A 19,211-nucleotide genomic window follows, 5' to 3' on the forward strand; every position below is an offset into this window, starting at 1 on the left:
GTTACACACTTTAATAATTTAATAATTTAATAATTTAATAATTTAAAAGCACGGTATTTCAATTGAGATACCGTGCTTTTTTCATGTAAAAACTTAATATTAAATCGTAACAACTATGCGACCGTTTATTTCGCCTTTAAGCATGTCATCAAAAATTTCATTAATATCTTCAAGTTTTTTCTCTTCAATGATAGCTTTTACTTTGCCTTGCGCAGCAAATTCAAGACATTCTTGCAGGTCTTTGCGCGTACCTACAATAGAGCCAACCACTGAAACACCATTTAATACGGTGTCAAAAATTGGCAATGGCATATCTTCAGGCGGTAAACCAACCAATACACATTTTCCCCCTCGGCGAACACTTTTATATGCTTGTTCAAACCCTGGTTTTGATACTGCCGTACAAACAACAGCATGCGCGCCACCTACTTGCTCAAAAATGGCCTCACTGGGCACCACCTCTTTAAAATCAAGCGTAATATCAGCACCCAACTCTTTAGCTAGCGCCATTTTCTCTTTACCAGTATCTACCGCAATAACATTAAAGCCCATTGCTTTTGAATATTGCACTGCTAAGTGCCCTAAACCACCCACACCGACAATAGCAACCCATTGACCTGGTTTAGCGCCAGATACTTTTAAAGCTTTATACGTTGTTACGCCCGCACAAAATAAGGGGGCAGCTTCAGCAAAACCTAAGCCTTCCGGTATTTTGATGATGTAGTCACCATGAGCTAAACAGTATTCTGCATACCCACCGTCAATAGAGTAACCCGTATTATGTTGCGATAAACACAAGGTTTCGCGTCCATCTAAACAAAACTCACAATGGCCACATGCGCTGTATAACCATGGTACGCCTACTCTATCGCCCACTTCTAAGTGCTTAATATTACTTCCTAGTTTTTCTATTACACCAACACCTTCGTGCCCAGGTACTAATGGCATTTTTGGTTTTACCGGCCAATCGCCATGACATGCGTGTAAATCAGTGTGGCACACACCACAAGCGGCTATTTTTACTAGGACATCGTTAGGACCTACTTCTGGGATAGGCAAATCGGTGATCGCTAACTTGCCTTTATATTCTGTATTTATTGCTGCTTTCATAGTCATTCCATCGTTTATAAAAAATTTTGTTATTCAACAAGGTCGTTAAATAACAATGTCATGTTGCATATCCGCAACATACCTCACTATAAATGCTTAGATATTAATCTATATCAATCATTAGTCGTAAAACGTGGCTTTTTATCCCAGCTTAAGTCTTGCCATACCTAACCAGCGTGCTAGCATAGATTTCATTTATTTTTGAAACTTGTAACAATGACATTATCAGAAAAAAACTTTGCCTTTGTAATGCATTGTGGTGAGATGGGCAGCCGCTGGGGATTTAATCGCACCATTGGACAAATGTGCGGTTTATTGATTATCACTAAAGACCCGATGACGGCAAATCAAATCGCTGATGCGCTAAGTATCTCTCGCGGTAACGTGAGTATGGGGATCAAAGAATTACAATCTTGGCAACTGATCAAAGTAATGCATATCCCAGGAGATAGAAAAGAGTACTATGCCCCTGCAGGCGATATTTGGGATATGGCAAATCGCGTATTCGAAGAGCGCAAAAAACGTGAAGTTGAGCCGACACTAAGTTTACTCCGGGATAACTTACTAGACGAAGCAAGTAACGACGATGAAATCTACGCTCAAAAACAAATGGGCGAAATCCATAACTTACTTGAAACAGTAACTAAATGGTCGTCAGAATTACAACGTTTAACTCCTGAGCAGCTTAATAAGCTAATGAAACTAGGTTCAGGGATTGGCAAAGTCATTGACCTAAAAGATAAAATATTTAAAAAAGAAATTTAGTCGATAGGTCACTCACAAAAAAGCCGCAATTTGCGGCTTTTTAGTTATTTGCTTTATTTAAATTTTTGGATAAGCAATTCTATCTGACAAATAGCCCACGCTGGTTGCAAAATAATATGACCGATTCCAGTGCATAAATACCTTGTAGTTGTCGTATGCTAAATACATGCGCCCATTTTCATCATCAGGCATCACTAGTGCAGCATCCACAGCAACATTTGGTAAATCGCTGCCATCAGCACGACGAACCCCTAATGCTTGCCAATCAGCGAGTGAGCGCTCTGAATTGTTCCAATATTCAAGCCATTGCTTACGTGTTTTAGTACCGCGCTTTAAAATATACTGCTGATCAAAATCAGCAGGTAATTGAACTTGGCGACCCCAGGTTAAGTTGTCATTCCAGCCCTCTTGCTTTAAGTAATTAGCAATAGAGGCAAACGCGTCTTCCTTAGTTGTCCAAATATCTTTGCGACCATCATTGTTGTAATCTACAGCATAGGCATTAAATGAGGTTGGCATAAATTGAGTTTGCCCCATTGCACCTGCCCATGAGCCTTTAAATTTATTAAGCGTAATATGACCCGACTTTAATATATCCAGTGCTGCCCATAATTGGCGCTTGTATAATGCTTCACGGCGCCCATCAAAAGCCAGTGTTACCAAAGATGAAATCACGTTGTGGCCACCTTGAATGGCACCAAAATTACTCTCTAAGCCCCAAATAGCTACAATAAAGCGTGCTTGGACGCCAAAGTCTTTTGCGACCTTCTCTAAAACGTCTTGGTTTTCTTTGTACAACTTACGCGCGCGATCAATTTTCCATTGAGGCACTCGTTTTGGTAAATATGTTTCCAGTGTTTCTTTTACTTCAGGCTGATTTTTATCTGCTGAAATCACTTTTTCTTTGTAAGAAGCAGTGGCAAATGCTTGCTCAATTAACTGAGTATCGTAACCTTTCGCTATTGCCTCTTGCTTTAAATTAGTAAGGTATTGTTGAAACTCAGCTTGGGTTTTTGCCATCACCGATGAGCTTAAACAGATACCACACAATACAACTGCTAATTTTTTAATCACTATCTACTCCGTTTTGTTTTCTTAATTCACTCAGCAAGTTTTCTTCTGGTGGCGGAATTTGTAAATAATAGCCTTGGTCGCTGAGCGACTGTTTTAAAGTGTATAAATCCGCTACGCCTAGTTGAGTTCGCTTAGCTAAGTTAATGATCATCACGTACTGAGGTTGACCAAACATGGCCATTAAAGGTTCCGGAACTTTACTAAAATCGTCTCTTTTTTCAATAAATAAGAAAGTATCTGCTTTTTTCTTACTTTTATATACCGCAGTTAGCATTATGGCCCTATAAAATCTTGCTTAACAGTGCTACACACTATAACATGGCAATAATAATAAGTTATAAAAATTAGAGTGAAAACTACAATAAACGCCTTGTTCAGCCTAGGTTTATATAAAAATTTCACACTAACAAGACAATCCAGTTGAGCATCTATGTCGGACCAAATTTTTGAGCTAAAAGGCAACCTTTTTACGTTATCAGTTTTACATCTTTATAGTACTGATATCCCCCTTTTAGCAGAACAACTGTATATAAAAATAGCCCAAGCCCCAAAATTCTTTGAGGGTGCCCCCATTGTCGTGAATTTAATTGAAGTAAAAAATAATCCTATTGATTTTGTTCACTTAAAATCACTTATTGAACGTATGAGCTTTAATGCGGTGGGTGTATGTAATGGTTCTGATGAGCAGCACAAACAAGCGAAAGCTGCTGGCTTATCTGTTTTAAACTATTCACAAGACGTTAAGAGTGAACCTCCAAGAGTAGAGCCTAATACGTCAGTGGTTGAAAAAACCGTGTATTTACCAGCACAAATTATTAATGGTGCAGTTCGCTCAGGGCAACAGGTTTACGCCAAAGACCGTGACTTAGTGGTATTAGGCGCAGTAAGCCATGGTGCAGAAGTAATTGCAGATGGCAATGTACATATATATGGAACCCTACGCGGCCGTGCAATCGCCGGTGCGAAAGGGCTAGAAAACGCATACATTTTTTGTAATAAATTAGAAGCAGAACTCGTTTCAATCAATGGTAATTACTGGATCAGTGACTCACTGCAAGGTGAACACTGGGGTAACGCAGTTCAAATACAACAAAAAAATGAATCTTTAGAAATTTCAGCTTTGGTTAAAGGATAAATCTCATGGCAAAAATAATTGTCGTTACCTCGGGTAAAGGGGGTGTTGGTAAAACAACATCAAGCGCAGCAATTGGTACAGGCTTGGCATTGAAAGGCTATAAGACTGTTATCATTGACTTTGATATCGGCCTGCGGAATTTAGACCTTATTATGGGTTGTGAACGTCGCGTAGTGTATGACTTTGTCAATGTAATCAATGGTGAAGCCAACCTTAACCAAGCACTTATAAAAGATAAGCGTGTAGAGAAGTTATTCTTACTTCCTGCATCGCAAACACGCGATAAAGATGCACTCACACGTGATGGCGTTGAACGTGTTCTCAATGAGTTAAAAGAAGACTTTGACTACATAGTGTGTGATTCTCCTGCAGGTATAGAAGCCGGTGCTATGATGGCCATGTACTTTGCTGATGAAGCAATTGTAACCACTAATCCAGAAGTTTCGTCAGTAAGAGACTCAGATCGTATACTAGGAATTTTACACAGTAAATCTAAACGTGCTGAAGAAGGTTTGGAAAACATTAAAGAGCATTTGCTAATAACACGCTATAATCCAGATCGTGTATCAAAAGGTGAAATGCTATCTGTTGAAGATATCCAGGACATTCTAGCTATCGACTTACTAGGTGTCATTCCTGAATCTCAAGCAGTACTTAGTGCATCTAACTCAGGACAACCCGTTATTCTTGATGGCGAATCAGACGCAGGTCAAGCCTATGCTGATGCGATCAGTCGTTTATTAGGCGAGACGGTTGAATTTAGATTTTTAGATGTAGAGAAAAAGGGTTTATTCAAACGGATATTTGGAGGTTAATGTGTCTTTACTTGACTACTTCCGCTCAGAAAAGAAAAACAGTGCGTCATTAGCAAAAGAGCGATTGCAGATCATAGTCGCGCACGAACGTTCTCAGCGTGGTACACCTGATTACTTGCCGCAGTTAAAGCAAGATATATTAGATGTCATTCGCAAGTACGTGAATGTAGGCGCCGATGCAGTTCAAGTTCAGTTTGATCAAAATGAAGATGATTTAGCCGTACTCGAGCTCAATGTCACACTACCTGACGAAGAAAAGAAATAATGAAAAAGGGCGCTAAGCGCCCTTTTTCATCTGTTTTAACTCGTCTTGTAAACTTTAATTATCCCACTCTTTGAGTGCATCTTTAAGATATTCATAGCGCCAAGAATTGAGTAGATCTGGTTTTATCTGCTGTGATTTTTGTTCATCTGTTAGCTTCCAGTTCCAACTTATAAGTTGATTCACTTGCTTTTTAGAGGCCATTACATCTTCTGGTATGTTGTGCTCTTTTGCAACCTTAGTAATGTTTTGTTTGATCTCTTTCGCTACTTTTTTGTATGTAGGAAAATCAATTAAACGCTTTAGTACTTTTGGGTGCTGTTCAGGTGGGATAGCTTTAGCTTGCTCAATACACTTCAAAATTTCAACCCCTGAACGATTCACTTCAATAGGTTCAACACCCGGAATTTGTCTAAGCGCATTTAAGCTCGATGGGCCTCGCTTAGCGATTTCAGTCATGTTGTGCTCTTTAAGAACAAAATTAAGCGCAAGATTTTTACGAATTGCTTTATCTCTTCGCCACACGGCTAATTCTTTAAGTACAGCTAATTCATGCGGCTTAAGCTGCCATGCATTTTTAATCTCTTTATAAAGCAGTTCATCTGGTGTTTGAAAAGCACGCTTGTTTGCCACTAATTCACTTTCGTTAATAACAATATCAAATAAATCGGCCGCTTTAATGCTGTCTATAATTAACTCAAAACAAGGCAGTAAGTGAAACGTATCGGCCGCAGCGTATTCAAGTTGTTTTTGAGTGAGAGGACGTTGTAACCAATTGGTACGCGATTCACTTTTATCAATTTCAATATTCAACAAGGTTTTTACCATTAAGGCAAACCCCATACAGTTACCCTCCCCTAATAGCTGAAGTGCAAACTGAGTATCAAACAATGGATAAGGAACGAAACCTGCGTATTTTTGAAAAACTTCAATATCTTCTGAAGGAGAATGAAGTACTTTTAACACGTTTGGATCTTTAAGTATCTGCCAAAAATCAAACAAGGAAAGCTCTGCAAGCGGGTCGATGAGTGCTAAATGCTCGCCATCATAAACTTGAATTAGTGCAACTTCGGGATACAAAGTACGGCGGCGCATAAACTCGGTATCAATAGCAAGAATGGGTTTGTTTTTTATTTGTTCTACAAACGTATTTAGCTCATTTTGGTTTTGGATCAATTGGTAGTGCACTGAGTCTCCTACAATAAAAAAGCCGACTAATGTCGGCTTTTTTATAGTTGCTAATCTTTTAAGGCTCTTCTGAGAATTTTACCCACGTTAGTTTTGGGTAACTCATCCTTAAACTCAACGAGTTTAGGAACCTTATAATTAGTTAAATTATCACGACAATGTTTTATTATATCTTTTTCAGTTAAAGAAGGGTCTTTTTTCACAACAAAAACTTTAACTTGTTCGCCACTAATGTCATGAGGAATACCAATTGCGGCAACTTCTAATACACCTTCGTGCATCGCAACCACTTCTTCAATCTCATTTGGGAATACATTAAAGCCTGACACAATGATCATGTCTTTTTTACGGTCAACAATATAGAAGAAGCCTTCATCATCGTATGTCGCAATATCACCGGTAGCAAACCAGCCATCTTTTAAACATTCAGAGGTTGCGTCAGGACGGTTATAATAACCAAGCATTACTTGTGGGCCTTTAACCCATAACTCGCCCGGTTCACCTTTAGCCGCTTCTTCACCGCTATCAAGCATTAGCTTGATATCGGTACTTGGCGCTGGTAAGCCAATAGAGCCATTATAAGACTCTAAATCATATGGGCTAATTGTAACTAATGGCGAACACTCTGTCAGACCATAGCCTTCCATTAATTTGCTGTTAGTGACCTTCTGCCATTTTTCGGCAACTGGACGTTGAACGGCCATACCGCCACCCAGTGACATTTTAAGGTGACTAAAATCAAGTTCAGAGAAACCTGGAGTATTTAATAAGCCATTAAACAGAGTATTTACACCTGTAATAGCTGTAAATTTATGCTGACTAAGCTCTTTTACAAATCCTGGCATATCACGTGGATTAGTAATTAAAACATTTAAGCCACCGTATTTCATAAATGCTAAACAGTTCGCTGTTAATGCAAATATATGATAAAGCGGAAGCGCAGTAATAACTACTTCACTACCACGGTCAAGCACTTTGTCTAAACAACCAGATACTTGCTCAAGATTACCTACCATATTGCCATGACTCAACATAGCGCCTTTTGATACACCGGTAGTTCCACCTGTATACTGTAAGAATGCTAAGTCACTAAGGTTTACATCTGGACGTTTGTAACCAGTTGGATCTGCTTTTAACAAATCACAAAAGTTAATCGTGTTAGGTAATGTGTAGCTTGGCACCATTTTTTTGAAATGCTTAACGACAAAATTAACTAAATACTTTTTAAGACCACCCATCATGTCACCGACTTGGGTAACCACAATATGTTTCACGTCGGTGTTGGGCAGCGCTTTTTCAAGAGTGACAGCAAAGTTAGCAAGTATAAAAATGGCTGATGTTTCAGAATCTTTTAACTGATGCTCTAACTCTCGTACGGTGTAAAGCGGGTTAACATTAACTACAACACATCCTGCACGCAAAATACCTAAAATAGCAATAGGGGTTTGCAACAAGTTAGGCATCATCACAGCGACTTTATCGCCTTTTTTTAATCCTAAATCGTTTTGGATATAGGCGGCAACGCGTTTTGTTGCAGCATCTATTTCGTTGTAAGACAATGTTTTACCCATATTAGTAAATGCAGGTAAATCTTTGTATTCATTAAAACTTTTTTCAAACACTTCGAGTAACGAGTTGTAGTGCTCAGGATCGATTGTTTCAGGCATACCTTCTGGGTAGCGCTTAAGCCAGATTTTTTCCACTCTTAGCCCCTGTTATAATTATATTTTTATTAACCTTAATCTAAGTAAGGCACTTTCACAATTGAGCAAATACTCTAATCTAGAGATAATCCCACATTTATCGGTAATATACAATTAACATGCACTACTTTGCACCATAAATGCGTGAATGTGTTCAAAACATAGCCCACTACTTTGCATATGGCAATGATGTCCACCAGGCACATCTATTACACTCAAGTTATTGTAATATTTACTATACTTGTCTAAATTTTGTTTTACAAATGGATAACCTTTATCACCTAATATTAATTGACATGGTGCAATTAATTCTTTTATTGCACCAATACATTGCGCTTCATCAAATCGAAAACCTGAGTGATTTTTAAGCTTAGGATCAGTCGTTAACTCAAACCCACTGTGCATTTGTTTTATATTTCTGTCCATCAGCAAAGCGATTAATTTATCATTTAAATCAGTTGTTTTTGCACGCGCTTGATAAATTTGCTCTTTTGAAGTGTATATCCTTGATTTTTTAATCGTTAACCGTGCCCGGTTAAGTATGGCATTTCTTAGCTGCGAAGCGACTTCATTTGCTTGTGTGGTAACGCAGCCTATTCCTTCAATAAAAGAAACGGATTTAACATACTCGTTAAAACAACTCGCAAATAAACCCGCGACCATCGCCCCCATCGAATGCCCGACCAAGTGTACCTTTTTTAATTTAAGCGCTGTGATTAAGGCATAAACATCATCCACATAATCAATAAAGTAATAATGTGCCTGAGGGCTTCGCCAAGATGATAGTCCATGCCCTGCAAAATCAATACAATACCATGTTTGATTTGACGGTACGTCAGTTAGCATAGGTGCAAAGCTAGCACTGTTATCTAACCAACCATGAAGTGCAATAACAACCTCTTCACCGTTACCAAATTGAAGGCCATGTATATCTAAGTCGTTAGCTTTTACAGAAAATGGTTGCAATGCAAACCTCTACTTTTTGTTTGGATATGGCAATAACATACAAGAGATAATACACAAATAATAGAACCGAGCTTATAGAACACATACTTAAATTGGAGATTTCATAAACATATTCATTTATTTATCTCGTCATCAGTATACAATAATAGTCGCTATTAAAATAAGTACACTTAAAGGGTACAAACAATGAAAAAACAGTTCGGCTTATTAGCGCTTTTATGTACAACAACAGGAGCATTTGCTCAAACAGCGCCTAAAAATGTTATTTATATGATTGGTGATGGCATGGGTCCTGCTTTCACAACCGCTTATCGATACTACAAAGATGACCCAACAACAAAAGAAATAGAAACCACGGTTTTTGATACCATATTAAAAGGCATGGCGCACACGTATCCAGATGACCATACCTATGTTACAGACAGCGCAGCAGGTGCAACTGCACTTAGCAGCGGCCATAAAAGTTATAATGGCGCTATTGCCGTCGATACAGCTAAAAAGCCTGTTAAAACCATGCTAGAAATTGCAAAAGAGCAAGGAATGACAACAGCGTTAGTAGCTACCTCACAAATAAACCATGCAACACCAGCAAGTTTTGCCGCACATAATGAATCAAGAAGAAACTACGATGATATTGCCAATGACTACATTGACAATAAAATTGCAGGTAAATTACCGGTTGATTTAATGTTAGGCGGTGGCACTGAGTACTTTATTCGTGATGACAGAAACTTAGTTGAAGAGTTTAAACAAGCTGGATATCAATACGGCGATGATATTCAAAACCTTGGTCAAATCACTCAAGTGCCTGCTATAGGTTTATATGCACCTAAAGGCTTACCATTTGCTCTTGATGAAAACCCAACAAGATTAAAGCAGTTAACTTCTAAAGCGTTTGATTTGCTTGATGGGCAAAATGATAAAGGCTTTTTTGTGATGATCGAAGGCAGCCAAATTGATTGGTGTGGCCACGCAAATGATATTGCCTGTGCAATGGCTGAAATGGATGATTTTGCTAAATCAATCGAAACGGCTAAAGCCTATGTAGATAAGAACCCAGACACTATTTTGGTGATCACGGCAGACCACTCAACAGGTGGTTTAACTATTGGTGCACATGGCCAATATAAATGGGAAACAGATATCATCAAAGGTGTTAAAGCCACTGCGGGTACATTGACCAATTTGTTAATGGAGTCAGATAACCTTAAAAAGGTATGGCAGGAAAATACGAGCATTGAGTTTACAGCTGAAAACGAAATTAAGCTTAAACAAGCCAAAGCTATGGGTGAGAAAACCCTAAACTTAGCCGTTAAAAGCATCATTAATGACTTAAGCTTTACAGGTTGGACAACGGGCGGCCATACAGCGTCTGATGTACAAGTATTTGCTTATGGCAAAAATAGTGATGACTTTGTTGGCTCTCAAAATAATACCGATATAGCTAAAAAATTGATTGGTTACATAGAACAATAATCTCAGTAATGAAATTAAAAAAGCCCGAATGATTCATTCGGGCTTTTTATTTGCTTATTTTCATTTTATACCAATTCTTTTATTTAAGCGGTCTATTTTGAGGATTGGTATTAGCTAAGCGTATATATCAACACCAATTAAATTTTGAACTTCAGCTCTTCGCTCTAAATTAGCAAACTCAGTATAAGTCGAAATCGCTTTACTTACTTGGGCTGAGGGTTGATCGTAAATAGTTTGGCTGTATTGATTGTCTTTGCTGTTCGCTTTTGTAAACTCTTTTGCAAGTTCAAGCCCTTCAGGGCTGCTTTTGACATAATCGGTATTAGTTTTTTGTGGTTTGGCTTGCTCTAGTACTCGTTCAGGCTGCACCGGTACTACCGAAGTAGAACGCACATTACCAGGTATATCACCTGTGAAAAAACCAGAACTTATAGGTAGCGACACAGCGCTTCTCCAACCAACAACATAACTAAATTATGATTTAAAATCGCTTAATTTGCAAACAACCGTGTTTGTCTTATTCTCGGCCCGGTAATTTTTTCCATGTTACCGTGTCACGCACATACTTTGGTTGTGCATCACTGGCTTGTACACCCTTACCTGCAAGGTACTGCGCCTCTACTAGTGCCAACATATAGTGTGCATCCGGTAAGCTTATTTCTGACTGTATGGTTACATTATTAAATGCCGTTAATGAATCAGGATAACTTTTAAACCCCGTCCCTACGCCTGCAGCATCAATGTTTATATCTATCAAGGTTGCATCTAACAATTCAGGTTTGAATACTCGCTCTTCGCCTTTAAGTGTCATCAATCCATCTTTTGCTTGGTACTGAGCAAAATATATTTCTCCCATACGCGCATCAATACTAGAATAAACATCGTTAGCACCAAACTGTTCTAATGCCTGCTGTGCCATGACTGCTAAAGTAGATACCCCGACTAATGGTAAATTAGTTGAATACGCAAGACCTTGTGCAATGGCTACGCTTATGCGCACGCCAGTAAAACTACCTGGGCCTTGGCCAAATCCTATTACGTCTAAATCTTTTAGTTTACAACCGGCTTTTCCTAGTAGCTCATCAATAAGTGGCAGAATTTTTTGGCTATGCTGCTGCGGGCACTCTTCAAAATGATGAAACGTTTTACCCTGATAATGCAAAACAATTGATAATGCTTCTGTAGAAGCATCTAGGGCGAGAATATTACTTTTGATCATTTTTGTACTCAATTAATATGTTTTAAAAATGTATTGGCATCTTCTAAGCTTCGTGTACGGCGCATTGGCGGTAAACTCTTTAAAAATACTTGTCCATATTGGCGTGTAACTAAGCGATTATCGCAAATCACTAACACGCCTTTATCTTTGTTGTCTCTTATTAAGCGACCTACCCCCTGCTTTAATGCAATCACCGCTTGGGGTAATTGAATATGTGCAAACGGGTCTTTACCTTGCATTTGGCAATCCTGCATTTTGGCTTGCAGTAAAGGGTCATCAGGTGCAGCAAATGGCAGCTTGTCTATAATAACACAGCTTAAGGTGCTGCCTCGTACATCAACCCCTTCCCAAAATGACGCGGTGCCCAGCAATACCGCATTACCATGGCGAGTAAATTTTTCTAGTATAATTCGTTTAGACATTTGCCCTTGCATATAAACTGGGTAGTCCATTTGCGTCGTTAAACCCTCAGCCACTAAATGCATCATACGATAACTAGTAAATAACACAAAACAACGCCCCTTAGCCGACTTTATGAGCTCTAAAGTCAGTTTTACAATAGCATGAGGCATATTATCTTCATGCGATTGTGGTAAATAACGGGGTAAGCACAGCAACGCCTGATTGGCATAATCAAACGGACTATCCACCATCATACTTTGCTTTGGCTTTAAGCCAAGGCTTGCATTAAAGTGGCTCAGTTCATTGTCGACCGATAACGTGGCGGAGGTAAATACAAACCCCGCACCAGATTCTTTCATCATCAATGCAAATTTTGCCGATACGTTTAATGGCGTTATATTTATTGTTAAATAGCGCCTAGTGGTTTCGTACCAGTAACTAAACCCAGTTTGGGCGGTATCAAATACACGTTCTAACTGGCCTTTAAAAGCCAAAACTCGTTCAAACGGATGTTCTATTTTATCGCTGCGCTCTAAGCATAACTTTAAAACCTGATACACAAATTCTAAATCACTAATAACGCGATGTAATGCCGAGCAAATAAGCTTATTACTGAGCTTTTCGCGCCAATCGCCACGGCTACCATCTACCCCAAACTGCAACCTTAAATCAGCGACACTGGTTTCGAGTTTATTTAAACTTTTACCTAATTGCAGCATATCGGGGATTTCAGCGCGATAAATAGCGCGCAAATCGTTAATTAAATCCACCAGCTTTTTGGTGCTCATTGTTTCGCCAAAATAGTCACTGGCAATTTCGCTTAATTGGTGAGCTTCATCAAATATGTAGGCATCCGCATTAGGCATAAGCTCTGCAAAACCTGATTCCTTTACCGCCATATCGGCAAAAAACAAATGGTGATTTATTACTACAACATCGGCATCAGCCGCTTTTAAACGCGCTTTGCGAATATAGCATTCTTGAAAGTCAGGGCACTCTTTGCCTAAGCAATTATCAGCGGTTGAGCTTACATAAGGTAGCACTTTGGCGTCTTCTTCAATACCAATGCAATCGGCAAGATCACCGCTGTGGGTCTCACTGGCAAACTTTGCAACCATAGCAAGCTGATGCATAACATCAGGGTCGTCTGTTGGTACGTGTGCCACATGCTGAGTTAGTCGATACGTACACAAATAATTGGCACGCCCTTTTAACAAGGCCGTTTTCTTAGCAGCACCTAAGGCTTTTACTAATACCGGTAAATCACGATGATAAAGCTGCTCTTGCAGTGCTTTAGAACCCGTTGAGATGATGGTTTTACCTTTAGATTTAAGAGCGGGAGCTAAATAGGCAAAGGTTTTACCTGTGCCAGTACCTGCCTCAACAACAAGTTGAGCTCGGGTTTTTAATGCATCATCAACAGCCACCGCCATATCGATTTGAGGCTGGCGTGGTGTATATCCATCTATTGATAAAGCCAAAGGCCCGGTCGCACTAAACAGCTGTTTGATAATACCAATCACTTTGTAAAAAATAATAGCGGGATTCTACGTAAGCGAAACATCAAGGGCAAGTAATTAAGTTATATAATAAGGGGGGCATTGTCCCCCTATTAATTATTATTGTGCCGTAATAGATAAGGTAACTCCGCTTGCAGAACTATAGCCCTTTAAATCTATAAACCAAGTACCTGCTTGTGGGTTATCAATATTACAAGTTTCTAAATTACCATTTTTAAATGGCCTACATTGATAAACAGATTCTGTAGATGGGCTTGCAAAATTTACATATAAATCAGCATCTCCATTGCCCCCGCTAATATTAACTGTGAATGCCGAATAGCCAGCATCAAGATTTTGTGTGTATCGGCTCCAATTGTTTGCTGCTACCGAAATATTATTTTCTACACGATTGATAGGTTCTGCTGTGTTACCTTCGTTATAACTACCGGTTAAAGAAACATTCGTAATCGCATTCCATGCTTGAACCATGACATAATAAACTCCCGCTTGGGCATTACCTATTTCACAACTCTCATTACTTGAAGAGGTTGTACTTTTGCAATCAAAGTTTGTTAAGGTAGGTACTGAATTAAACTTTACGTATAAATCGGCATCACCAGAACCACCGGATGTAATGAAGTTTAAGTTAGTCGCGTTATCAGGTACGTTTAATGTGAATACACGTTCCGCTTTTGCATTTTCTGTTATACTAGCAACCGTAACACCGTTTTGTAATTCGTCGCCAATTGGAGGGATCACATCGCCTGCATTTTTTGCCATTTCCGATATGTAACTAACAGCTAATTTTGCAAACTTACTAGCATGATCAGCGTCAAAATTAGTGTCATTAATGGTGTGAATTAATCGATTTATATCAGCCATTTTCGACTCAAATGGCATAGATGCTGTAAACCCTTGTTGATACCAAGATGCGTGATCAGAACATCCATATCCACATTGGTCAAAACCGTAACTAACAGAGGGCAAATAAGTATCGATTAGCTGACCTAGAAACTGGTTTTGAGCATTTGTTGTGTAATCTGTCATCATCACAATATCTTCATTGCTTCCGTTATTACCAGTCATATCAAACTGCACCATACCAACAACATTTTTTCCTTGTGATTTGTATGCTGAGGCAATCGCTTTTGACCCCCTTAAGCCAACTTCTTCAGCTGCAAAGCCCATTATTTGAATTGTTCTTTGCGGCTTGTAGTCATTATCAACAATTGCTCTTAGTACTTCTGATAATACAGCGATACCTGATGCATTATCATCGGCACCAGGAGAACGTCCATTTGTAGGGTTTGATTGGTTAATTGAATCTAAATGCCCACCTATGATAACAATTTCATCAGCTTTTTCTTCCCCAGGTATTGTGACTATAATCGACGACTGCGCCCAACTATGAGTAAAATATTCAACGCTGATATCGCTACGACTTGCCGCTAACTGTTGCCAATAATCTTTTAACCATTGAGATGCATCTATCCCAGTTTGAGTTGTATAGTAGCGATTGTAAAAGCTACTCATTGAATTAACAGTATTTGTTAAATTATTAGGGCTAATACGATTAATTAGTTGCTGTGTTGTTTGCGCATTATCAATATTATAATCAAAAGCTAAGGTGTTTTGGTTTTGCACAGCTGCCAACTGTTCAGTATATTGTTTTGCTTCATCTAGTGATTCATGCGCTACAAAACCACCACACCGATGGTAATTATCATGCATAAACTCACTCAGCTGTGCTACATCTGAGGTCTTAACCTTTAAAAAATTAACGGTATCTAGCTCAGTTGCATGAATAGTTAATGATTGATGTGATTTACTTACTGTTTTTTTAGTCTGCTGATAATGCTTTGCTGCAATAGGATCTATTGTCACCCATATATTTTCGTTGTCTTGTGCATACAGTGGTTGAACAATTAAGGCGCTAGCGCTAACTAACGCAATATTTAATAAACGTTTCATAAATTGATTCCTTTTAAATCAAGCTATATTCATAGAAAGTGATATGACTAAGATAAAAAAGGGAGCGGACGCTCCCCTAGGAATTGATTTAGTTAGCTTGAATAGTAAGCGTTACACCACTTGCATTGCGGTATCCTTGTAAATCAATGTGCCAAGTCCCTGCTTGTGGATTATCGATAGTACAACTTTCGTTATTGCCATTTTTATATGGGCGACAAACATAAGTATTTGTATCTGATGCTGCTCCAAAGTTTACATATAAATCCGCATCGCCACTGCCACCCGCAATTGAAACATTCAGTATGCTATAACCTGAACCTAAACTTTGCGTAAATCGAGTCCAGCCTCCAGAGCTTACAGCTACATTTTCTTCAGTTCGATTTATAGGCGTTGTACCCCCAGTATCGCCATCATAACTGCCAAGTAATGTGACTCCTGAGATTTGATTCCATGCCTCAACCATTACATAATAAGTACCGGTTTGAACATTACCGATAGCGCAACTTTCATTACTTGTTGACGTTGTGCTATTACAGTCAAAGCTATTTAGCGTTGGCTTAGAACCAAATTTTACATACAAATCAGCATCGCCTGTTCCACCTGATGTGGTAAATGATAAGTTACCTGCACCTTGTGGCACATCAAGCGTAAAGAATATTTGTTGTTTGGCTGCACCGCTGATCCCCGTACGTGGGATGTCATTTGAAAGCGCTTCTATTTCGGAACCTGAATCACACGAACTACCAGCACTCAAACTAGAGTTTACACCAACAGCACTTAACGCCGCTTTTACGTCCTGTGTGTCGTAGTTTAGATCACAGGCTGCGTCCATAACACCATTACCGGCTATATCCCAGTTAGTACTGGCAGTCCAATACAGTTGATTAGCACGCGCCATCACTTCAAATGCTTTTTTTGTATTCCATCCAGCAGTCGTGGCTAGGTTATAAAACGCTTTGTTGTAAACACCTGAACTGTAATGTACATCCATACCACTAGTATAATCGCTTTGTTTATCAATCGAGCGCCCATCTTGTGTTGGATTATTCATGTATCGCAAAGCACCATTACCTTTGAATATGTCTTGACCTACAAGCCAATCATTACTTCCTTTCATGTAATACTCTGCAGCCTCACCTGCCATATCAGAAAAAGCTTCATTCAGCCCGCCTGATTTGCTGTTATAGATCAGACCTGAATTTTGCTCGGTAAACCCATGGCTTACTTCATGGGCTGATACATCTAAGCTTACAAGTGGATAAAATGTATTTTGACCATCTCCAAAAGTCATTGCACTGCCATCCCAAAATGCATTTTCATAATTGTTGCTATAATGCACTCTCATTTTTAATTGAAAAGATAATGGTGGCGTACCAATCCAATCGTTATACATGTTATAAATTACGTTGCCGAAATAATGTGCATCATTTAAAGGTGAGTAAGCACCATTAATTTCTTTAAAGGTATTCTCAGGACAGGTAAATGAATAAGCACTTGTTCCGCTCGTCCCACCATTTAAATTAATAGTTCTAACGTTACTATTTTCCATCACGCAATTACTGCCCGATTGAGTTACATTCAAACTATCAAAATCAGTGCCATAAACATATTTGCCCGTCTTCAAGTTTCCACCTGGACCAGTCGCATCAGCATGTTGGAGGTTATCGATGCTAAATAGAATATCTCCATTGTTTGCATCAATAATTTGATAAGGTCTCGCAGGGTTTCGACCATAAGTTACATAAGACACCTCATAAACTAAATGAGCAGTACCTTGTTCGTCTAGCCAAATTGCTAGTTGAGATTTTTCATTATACTTTTTCAAATCAGCGGTTTTTATTGCTATATCTGATTGTTGCAACCCTTTTGTAATTGCTTTATTTTTACTTAACTTAGGAGTAACGCTATTAATATCTGTAGCAAGCTCATAAACAGCAGCGCCGTGAGAGTGTTTTAGCTGGCCATTTTTGAATGTTAAGCTAACGGTATCTCCTATAACGGGTAAATCGTTAAAGAACTGTTGATATCGTTTGGTTATATCTCCGTTTTTACTTTTAATTTCTTTTACTACGACTAATTTATTCCCTGACTCCAAGCCAATTTTTGCAGCTAGGTTAGTATCATTAAGTGATACAACACCACTTTGCGCTTTATTGATGTTATTTGACTGCTCACTAAGGTATTTTTTATTCGCAGCTACCGCTGCTGGTGCTTGTACTAGTGTAAAAGCCGCAAGGGTTGCTATTGTGATTTTTGATAAATTCACGGTTACGCTCCATTTTGTTTTGTTAATAGTATATTTATACTAACCGGCACTACCTGTTCCCGATTCAGGATCAGCGTAGGTCACAAAACAACCAAATGGAAATTAAACAAAAAATTTACAATTAAAGTATGAGCCAACAAAAATAAAGTGTTAAAAATCAATGCGGAATGATTTTTAATTTCGTTTTAATGAATTTTAAATATTCAATTTGTAAATTTAAAGTTACAGAATCGAGTGTGTAATTTGTAAAAAAAGGCACGTAATAAAAATTACGAAAAAGTGGAGGGCATATTCAATTATTATGCCCATGTATCGAGGTGTTTATCGTTATCATCGGTATTTTTATTATGTTCATCAGCATTTGTTGTCGATATTTTTTTTTGCTTTTCTATCTCTTTCTTTTTACGCTCTTCAAGTTCAACTTGTTTTGCTCTAGCGCTTTGTTGCACTCCTGCAATATGAAAAGCACCTTTAGATTCAAGCGCTAAACGGGTAATTTGCCCTAAATAGGGGATCATTATATCCATGTGTACCTCCAGCAGGTTAGGCGTAATTTTATAAATATAAAACTGTTGATAAATAACGCAATACTGTTAATGTTATCGGCAGCTGTAAAATATTCATTAAATTTTCTTGCCGTCATATCAATTAATACATTATTCAATATTGCTAAAATTAAGCTTTAAATGCGGGTAATAAAGCTCACAATTTTGATTAATAAATGCTGTTGGCATTACAGCATATTGACCGTGATCTTTTAAATATTCCATGTGCTTTTTACCATCTGTAGTAAATTGATGAAATAAAGAATGATTAACCCCATCAAAATCTAGCGGTTTTATTTTAACTAAGTCGCATAGTTCCTTATTAAAAGCAGGGGTCGATTTAACCCATTCACCTTCAATAAACTGCTCCACGTAAGCATGCATTGTAAACACTTCATTCTTTAGTAACTCATCTAATTTAGGAGTGCTCAAATGGTTACGAACATCAGCTAAACCTAATCGTGCAGGAATATCACAAGCTCGGCTTAATGCTATTTGTAATGATGCCTTTGGAATACAATATGCTGCTTTATTATTTAAGCAATAATCACTACTTAGTGACTTTGCCCCATCTAAAAGTGTAAAAGGATCATATTTAATTCCGTCTCTTACAAGGTAATATATTGAAACGGCCTTAGTGCGTTCGTCATTACCTTTTACCTTTTTTAGCCAGCTATTAATTTCATTATGCTTGTGATTGAAAAAAGCATCATTTTGTAAGTACTGCTTCAAACCTGTCCCCTTTACGAATGTATTTATTGTAATTATATATATTTTAACTATGTTTTTAAGAGTAAAAAAACATTGAAAAA

18 protein-coding genes are annotated in these 19,211 nt (G+C 38.4%); 5 read left to right on the forward strand and 13 right to left on the reverse strand.

Annotated features, from left to right (window positions below):
* Positions 1–99: 99 nt before the first annotated feature.
* A complete protein-coding gene (gene adhP / locus QL989_RS18215; RefSeq protein ID WP_290171537.1) occupies positions 100–1,110 on the reverse strand; it encodes an alcohol dehydrogenase AdhP in 1,011 nt (336 codons plus the stop codon).
* A 216-nt stretch (positions 1,111–1,326) separates the two neighbouring features.
* Here adhP and QL989_RS18220 point away from each other — a divergent pair, with 216 nt between their 5' ends.
* Positions 1,327–1,875, forward strand: coding sequence for an HTH domain-containing protein (locus QL989_RS18220; protein ID WP_010388849.1), 549 nt, complete (start codon positions 1,327–1,329; stop codon positions 1,873–1,875).
* A gap of 57 nt (positions 1,876–1,932) precedes the next feature.
* Here QL989_RS18220 and QL989_RS18225 read toward each other — a convergent pair whose 3' ends face one another.
* Together QL989_RS18225 and QL989_RS18230 are read right to left on the reverse strand one after the other, a co-directional pair.
* On the reverse strand, positions 1,933–2,949 hold the full coding sequence (locus QL989_RS18225) for a lytic murein transglycosylase (protein ID WP_198522595.1): 1,017 nt from the start codon (positions 2,947–2,949) through the stop codon (positions 1,933–1,935).
* Positions 2,942–3,223 carry a YcgL domain-containing protein gene (locus tag QL989_RS18230; RefSeq protein ID WP_198522596.1) on the reverse strand — a complete coding sequence of 94 codons (282 nt, stop codon included), beginning with the start codon at positions 3,221–3,223 and terminating at the stop codon, positions 2,942–2,944. The genes QL989_RS18225 and QL989_RS18230 overlap by 8 nt, the downstream gene beginning before the upstream one ends.
* 156 nt (positions 3,224–3,379) lie before the next feature.
* Here QL989_RS18230 and minC point away from each other — a divergent pair, with 156 nt between their 5' ends.
* The 3 genes from minC to minE are packed head-to-tail and all read left to right on the forward strand — an operon-like array spanning position 3,380 to position 5,164.
* Positions 3,380–4,084 carry a septum site-determining protein MinC gene (minC, locus tag QL989_RS18235; protein WP_138606506.1) on the forward strand — a complete coding sequence of 235 codons (705 nt, stop codon included), beginning with the start codon at positions 3,380–3,382 and terminating at the stop codon, positions 4,082–4,084.
* 5 nt (positions 4,085–4,089) lie between these two features.
* Positions 4,090–4,899: a septum site-determining protein MinD gene (gene minD, locus QL989_RS18240; protein WP_138606508.1), complete on the forward strand. Its 810-nt coding sequence runs from the start codon at positions 4,090–4,092 to the stop codon at positions 4,897–4,899.
* A 1-nt stretch (position 4,900) separates the two neighbouring features.
* The gene (gene minE / locus QL989_RS18245; protein ID WP_008111532.1) at positions 4,901–5,164 is read left to right on the forward strand and encodes a cell division topological specificity factor MinE; all 264 of its coding nucleotides are present in this window, start codon (positions 4,901–4,903) and stop codon (positions 5,162–5,164) included.
* 54 nt (positions 5,165–5,218) lie between these two features.
* Here the strand turns inward: minE and rnd are convergent, their stop codons facing one another.
* The 3 genes from rnd to QL989_RS18260 form a co-directional block, all read right to left on the reverse strand.
* On the reverse strand, positions 5,219–6,349 hold the full coding sequence (rnd, locus tag QL989_RS18250; protein ID WP_290171539.1) for a ribonuclease D: 1,131 nt from the start codon (positions 6,347–6,349) through the stop codon (positions 5,219–5,221).
* Positions 6,350–6,399: 50 nt separating this feature from the next.
* Positions 6,400–8,052: a long-chain-fatty-acid--CoA ligase FadD gene (gene fadD / locus QL989_RS18255; protein ID WP_290171540.1), complete on the reverse strand. Its 1,653-nt coding sequence runs from the start codon at positions 8,050–8,052 to the stop codon at positions 6,400–6,402.
* Between the two features lie 114 nt (positions 8,053–8,166).
* A complete protein-coding gene (locus QL989_RS18260) occupies positions 8,167–9,018 on the reverse strand; it encodes an alpha/beta hydrolase (RefSeq protein WP_290171542.1) in 852 nt (283 codons plus the stop codon).
* A 186-nt stretch (positions 9,019–9,204) separates the two neighbouring features.
* Between QL989_RS18260 and QL989_RS18265 the strand changes: the two genes are divergently transcribed.
* The gene (locus tag QL989_RS18265; protein WP_290171543.1) at positions 9,205–10,494 is read left to right on the forward strand and encodes an alkaline phosphatase; all 1,290 of its coding nucleotides are present in this window, start codon (positions 9,205–9,207) and stop codon (positions 10,492–10,494) included.
* 114 nt (positions 10,495–10,608) lie between these two features.
* Here the strand turns inward: QL989_RS18265 and QL989_RS18270 are convergent, their stop codons facing one another.
* From QL989_RS18270 to QL989_RS18300, 7 genes are all read right to left on the reverse strand, one after another.
* The gene (locus QL989_RS18270; RefSeq protein ID WP_138606518.1) at positions 10,609–10,938 is read right to left on the reverse strand and encodes a hypothetical protein; all 330 of its coding nucleotides are present in this window, start codon (positions 10,936–10,938) and stop codon (positions 10,609–10,611) included.
* A gap of 73 nt (positions 10,939–11,011) precedes the next feature.
* Positions 11,012–11,713, reverse strand: a complete 702-nt coding sequence (gene tsaB / locus QL989_RS18275) for a tRNA (adenosine(37)-N6)-threonylcarbamoyltransferase complex dimerization subunit type 1 TsaB (protein WP_138606520.1) — start codon at positions 11,711–11,713, stop codon at positions 11,012–11,014.
* Between the two features lie 8 nt (positions 11,714–11,721).
* On the reverse strand, positions 11,722–13,638 hold the full coding sequence (locus QL989_RS18280; protein ID WP_138606522.1) for an ATP-dependent DNA helicase: 1,917 nt from the start codon (positions 13,636–13,638) through the stop codon (positions 11,722–11,724).
* 96 nt (positions 13,639–13,734) lie between these two features.
* Complete coding sequence (locus QL989_RS18285; RefSeq protein WP_290171544.1) at positions 13,735–15,588, reverse strand: M28 family metallopeptidase; 1,854 nt, start codon at positions 15,586–15,588, stop codon at positions 13,735–13,737.
* A gap of 88 nt (positions 15,589–15,676) precedes the next feature.
* The gene (locus tag QL989_RS18290; protein WP_290171546.1) at positions 15,677–17,854 is read right to left on the reverse strand and encodes a M4 family metallopeptidase; all 2,178 of its coding nucleotides are present in this window, start codon (positions 17,852–17,854) and stop codon (positions 15,677–15,679) included.
* Between the two features lie 299 nt (positions 17,855–18,153).
* Positions 18,154–18,381, reverse strand: a complete 228-nt coding sequence (locus QL989_RS18295) for a hypothetical protein (RefSeq protein WP_290171547.1) — start codon at positions 18,379–18,381, stop codon at positions 18,154–18,156.
* A gap of 129 nt (positions 18,382–18,510) precedes the next feature.
* Positions 18,511–19,211, reverse strand: a 701-nt coding sequence (locus QL989_RS18300; RefSeq protein WP_290171549.1) for a transglutaminase-like domain-containing protein, incomplete at its 5' end; no start/stop codon positions are given.

This window comes from Pseudoalteromonas sp. APC 3224 (assembly GCF_030407535.1).
GTDB lineage: Bacteria > Pseudomonadota > Gammaproteobacteria > Enterobacterales > Alteromonadaceae > Pseudoalteromonas.